The sequence below is a fragment of the Microcystis sp. M20BS1 genome, from assembly GCF_020245305.1.
In the GTDB taxonomy this organism is placed as follows: Bacteria; Cyanobacteriota; Cyanobacteriia; order Cyanobacteriales; family Microcystaceae; genus Microcystis; species Microcystis ichthyoblabe_A.
Genome location: NZ_JADBUZ010000102.1, coordinates 1 through 4,457 on the forward strand (window position 1 = coordinate 1; position 4,457 = coordinate 4,457).

Genomic DNA, 4,457 nt, shown 5'->3' on the forward strand with positions numbered 1-4,457 from the left:
GGAAAATTTTCAGGACGGTTAGGAAAACCATCTCTTAACTGTCGTAAAACTGATATTAATGTTTGGTCTTGTAAAGAGTCAATTTCATCTATAAATAATACTATGGGACGATTGATAGCTTTTGCCCAAGCTGTTAAAAAATCGTTAATTCTATTTCCTGGTTCTTCCTGTTGCCATTGTTTAGCAGCTGGTTGCAATTCTTTAGGTAAACGGATATTTATTGTATTATACCATGCCCCTAAAATTGCCAATTCTGCGGCAGTAGGATCATGATTAAATGCACTTCCTACTTCCACTGATACCATGACTGCGGCATAATTTCTGGTATCGGTAAGTTGTTTTGCTAGGGATAACATAGCGGTGGTTTTCCCTGTTTGTCGTGGTGCATGAAGGACAAAATAACTTTCTTGTTCAATTAGCTCCTCTAAATCTGGTAATCGTACTGTGGGAGATAACATATAGTGGATATCGTCTTTACAGGGACCGGCAATATTAAACCAGCGAGTCATGGTATTTTGGCAGTGGGTGAACTCTTTAAGTTTACACTATCTATAATTATGTTGGTATCAAGCAAGATTTTCACAGGTTATGTTTCTCCTTTAAATATTCCCATTTAGCTTGATCTGGATCAAAATCAGGAGGTGCAGGTTGGGTTTTCTCAAACCAGTTTTGCAAAACCTTGATTTTAGTTGGTCTTTTTGGTGTTTCTGGTACTGATTCAGTGGTTAGGGTTGTGGTATGATCAAGGGTATCTGTAGCTGCCCAAACTACAATTTCCCCTTTTCTGGGGGGTAAATTCAGGGGTTCGGTAATTACTAAGTTACCAGATTGATCAATTTTTCCTTTGAGTTTGTATGCTTGCATGATGTTTTTCATGAGACTCTGTTTTTATATTATTATCTCAAATTGACTGAATTGGAGGTTATTAACTGAATGTACACCTTAAAAATTAGTAGAGTTGGAAATTCCTTGGCTATAACATTACCTCAAGAAGCTCTGGAAAAACTTAAAGTTCAAGAAGGAGACAGTGTATTTGTCACTGAAACACCAACAGGTATTATTATAACTGCTGGTAATCCTGATTTTGAAAAAGCAATGGAGGCTTACAGAAAAGTCAGCACAAAATACAGAAATGCACTTCATGAGTTAGGGAAATGAATGGAATTTTCTGGTTAAATGAAATAATTGTTAAAGCTATACATGAAGACCAATTAATACAGCATGGTGGTCTTGCAGGTGTGCGAGATAACAATTTGTTTTTAGCTAGTTTAGATAGACCGAAAAATTTACTTGCTTATGGTGAACCTACACCCAGTATATTTGATTTAGCTGCGGCTTATGGTTATGGATTTGCTAAAAATCATGCTTTTATAGATGGTAATAAACGGGTAGCTTTCGTAGTAATGGCTATCTTTCTGGAATTAAATGGATATTCGTTAGATGTTCCAGAACCCGAAGTTGTTTTAATAATGGAACGACTAGCAAACGGTCAAGAAAGTCAAGAAACTATATCAGAATGGCTGCGAGAAAATTCTATTAAATATTAAAGGTTATCTGTGGCTGCCCAAACTACAATTTTCACGTTTCTGGGGGGTAAATTCAGGGGTTTGGTAATCACTAAGTTACCAGATTGATCAATTTTTCCTTTGAGTTTGTATGCTTGCATGATATTTTTTTAGGACTTACGCAAAAGGGAACGAAAGTAGGGGTAATTCATGAATTACCCCTACGCAAGAATAAGGTTTTCAGTCACATCTTGCGTAAGTCCTAAATATAAAATGGTGATTTTTCCGCTCTTTCGCATCAAGACTTGTGGAGTGTAACCTATGTTAGGATGTCTCTAGTATATTTCTTAAAAATTAATCTACAGGAATATCACTATGAGCTTACAGCGAGAGGTAGAATTAAAATCAGATGCAGGAATGGACTACAGCAAACTCCGTGACTTACTCAAAGCTGGGAAATGGAAAGAAGCGGATGAGGAAACAGCAAGGGTAATGTTAGCGGTTGCAAACCTCGAAGAAGAAAGTTGGTTAGATAATGAACACATTGATAATTTTCCCTGTGCAGACCTCCGCACCATTGACCAATTGTGGGTAAAATACAGTAATGGTAGATTTGGGTTTTCTGTTCAGAAACGCATTTATCAGGGTTTAGGGGGAACGAGAGAATATAACCGAGAAATCTGGGAAAAGTTCGGGGACAAGGTAGGATGGAGAGAAGGAGGAAGCTGGTTGTCTTACATTGATATTACTTTTGAGATGAAAGCACCTAAAGGCCAACTCCCATGTGATTGTTGGGGTTTTTGGTTTTTTAGGAATGATTTTTCGTTTGGGTCTTCTCTCGCGTCGAGACTTGTAGATTGTAACCTGTAAAGGTTACAAGAAAATATTAAGTTTGTAGGGTGCGTTAGGAACGCAAAAAGATTATAAAATATACAAATAAATTAAATACGCGACGTAACGCACCATTATTATTAAATGAGATTTTTAAAAACATAATAAAATAAATTATTTAGTAAATATGAGGTGCGTTACGCTGTCGCTAACACACCCTACAAATTATCTATTACATCAGAAGATTAATAACAGAAGTCGGGGATCTAAATTTTATCAGAATCAGATATAATCAAATTGGGTAAATAACCAAAATAATCTATGAATACGTTAGAACTTCGTGAACAAATCCAAAAATATGTTGAACAACTGTCACCAGAAAAATTACTCGTAGCAGTTGATTTTTTAGCATATTTGGCAACAAGAGAAGATGATGCTACTCAAGAGTTATTAGAGATTGTAGGATTTAAAGAAAATTTTGATCATGCTAGAGAAAATGTAAAACAAGGAAAGGTGATTACTGTTGACAAACTTAAACGAAAATATTAATTATACTGTTGTTATTAGTATTGATGCAGGGGAGTTTTTTGAATCTGCTTCTGCTACTTTACAAAAAAAGTTAGATAGATGTTTTGAACGTTTAAAAATTAATCCTCGTAATCATCCTAATATAAAATCTCTCAAAGGTGAGTTATCAGGTTATTATCGTTATCGAGTAGGTGACTATAGAGTTATTTATGAAATTAATGATGATTTAAAACTGGTAACGATAATTTTTATCGCCCATAGAAGTAAAGTTTATGAATAGCTGAAATAAAAATTAAGCAGCCAATCCTGTAGGGTGTGTTAATTAAATGCAACGTACCTTATAAATTCACCGTTAAATATCTTTGAAAAAAGCATTGTTTCCAAAAATACTTCATTTAAAACACTCAAGCTCTAATCACAGTAATTCTATATTGATTTTCCGTCACCACAACTTCAGTTGATAACCTTTCTTCCATAGGTAAAGCATTTTTCCGCCTATCAAAGATAAATAACCAACCAAAATCTAAACCCAAACGCCCTAAATAAGATTCTAATTGTTCAATTCCGTCAGCTTGCGGATCGCGTTTTTTATCCCGCCATACTTTTAATTCAATCCCTAAAGTTACATCTTTATACTGTAAACATAAATCCATTCTGTCGCTACCAATGGCATATTCCCTTTCTAAAACTCCCCCACCATTAATCACACGATGTAAAAAAGCCATTAATACAATATGCGGTGCGATTTCATGATAGCCAGTGCTACCTAATAACGGTTCTCCGTGCTGTCGCCAAAATTTGAGAAATGCTGTTAATAAAGCATCTAGATTTAACTCCCCTTCTGGTGTTAACCAAGTCGGTGCAATCATTGGTAAAGATGCCATTGGTGTGACTGTTAATACTCTGGGTAACACTTCCCGATAAATGGGATTAGCAATAGTTAAACCTCCGTAGGGGTGCATTTTACATAATCCCAAATCAATGACAAATTGAATATCATCATTAGGTATATTCCCTAATTCTAAACCGGCTAACATCGGTTCAATAATGGCTTTAATTCTTGGTTCTCTTAAACGTTCTGCTAAACTATCTAAGTGAGTATCCTGACGAGCAATTAATATTTCTTTGGCTGTTAAAATGTGTTCTTTAGTAATATTAATACTTCTATCTTTCACCATTTTTTCGACAATTTCTTTAGCTAAAGCATTCACTAACCAAGGTTGTCCTTGTGTTAAATCAAACGCTGTTTCTATTGCTTCTGGTGTGAAAAGTTGTCCAGTTGCTGCTGTATGTTGTTGATATAATTCTCCTACTTCTGCAAGATTAAAATTTCGCATGGTCAGAGAAGCAACTTTTATATTAAAAGGACTGGATGTATTTAATCTATCACTACCACCAGATGCTACTTTATAATCTCTCACATCTCGTAAACCAATTAATCCTACTGACGAGGGAAAATTTTCAGGACGGTTAGGAAAACCATCTCTTAACTGTCGTAAAACTGATATTAATGTTTGGTCTTGTAAAGAGTCAATTTCATCTATAAATAATACTATGGGACGATTGATAGCTTTTGCCCAAGCTGTTAAAAAA

9 protein-coding genes are annotated in these 4,457 nt (G+C 35.2%); 5 read left to right on the forward strand and 4 right to left on the reverse strand.

Annotated features, from left to right (window positions below; translation table 11 throughout):
• Both IM507_RS10315 and IM507_RS10320 read right to left on the reverse strand, forming a co-directional pair.
• A partial coding sequence (locus tag IM507_RS10315; RefSeq protein ID WP_287636964.1) for an ATP-binding protein occupies nucleotides 1-509 on the reverse strand: 509 nt, incomplete at its 3' end.
• 70 nt (nucleotides 510-579) lie between these two features.
• Complete coding sequence (locus IM507_RS10320; protein ID WP_287636966.1) at nucleotides 580-864, reverse strand: hypothetical protein; 285 nt, start codon at nucleotides 862-864, stop codon at nucleotides 580-582.
• Nucleotides 865-933: 69 nt separating this feature from the next.
• Here IM507_RS10320 and IM507_RS10325 point away from each other — a divergent pair, with 69 nt between their 5' ends.
• The gene (locus IM507_RS10325) at nucleotides 934-1,158 is read left to right on the forward strand and encodes an AbrB/MazE/SpoVT family DNA-binding domain-containing protein (protein ID WP_002751127.1); all 225 of its coding nucleotides are present in this window, start codon (nucleotides 934-936) and stop codon (nucleotides 1,156-1,158) included.
• On the forward strand, nucleotides 1,155-1,547 hold the full coding sequence (locus IM507_RS10330; protein WP_002731957.1) for a type II toxin-antitoxin system death-on-curing family toxin: 393 nt from the start codon (nucleotides 1,155-1,157) through the stop codon (nucleotides 1,545-1,547). Before IM507_RS10325 ends, IM507_RS10330 begins: the two co-directional genes overlap by 4 nt.
• Here the strand turns inward: IM507_RS10330 and IM507_RS10335 are convergent.
• Entirely contained in the window at nucleotides 1,544-1,666 is a 123-nt protein-coding gene (locus IM507_RS10335; protein WP_265578340.1) for a hypothetical protein, read from the reverse strand. The two genes, IM507_RS10330 and IM507_RS10335, sit on opposite strands and share 4 nt — an antisense overlap.
• Nucleotides 1,667-1,880: 214 nt before the next feature.
• On the opposite strand from IM507_RS10335, the gene IM507_RS10340 reads away from it, so the two are divergent.
• The 3 genes from IM507_RS10340 (at nucleotide 1,881) to IM507_RS10350 (ending at nucleotide 3,144) form a co-directional block, all read left to right on the forward strand.
• Nucleotides 1,881-2,375 carry a GUN4 domain-containing protein gene (locus IM507_RS10340; RefSeq protein WP_081330839.1) on the forward strand — a complete coding sequence of 165 codons (495 nt, stop codon included), beginning with the start codon at nucleotides 1,881-1,883 and terminating at the stop codon, nucleotides 2,373-2,375.
• A 282-nt stretch (nucleotides 2,376-2,657) separates the two neighbouring features.
• Nucleotides 2,658-2,885 carry a hypothetical protein gene (locus IM507_RS10345; protein WP_002734104.1) on the forward strand — a complete coding sequence of 76 codons (228 nt, stop codon included), beginning with the start codon at nucleotides 2,658-2,660 and terminating at the stop codon, nucleotides 2,883-2,885.
• Nucleotides 2,860-3,144 (forward strand): type II toxin-antitoxin system RelE family toxin, encoded by a 285-nt coding sequence (locus tag IM507_RS10350; protein ID WP_002734303.1) that lies wholly within the window; start codon nucleotides 2,860-2,862, stop codon nucleotides 3,142-3,144. The genes IM507_RS10345 and IM507_RS10350 overlap by 26 nt, the downstream gene beginning before the upstream one ends.
• Before the next feature lie 124 nt (nucleotides 3,145-3,268).
• Here the strand turns inward: IM507_RS10350 and IM507_RS10355 are convergent.
• A partial coding sequence (locus IM507_RS10355; RefSeq protein ID WP_287636965.1) for an ATP-binding protein occupies nucleotides 3,269-4,457 on the reverse strand: 1,189 nt, incomplete at its 5' end.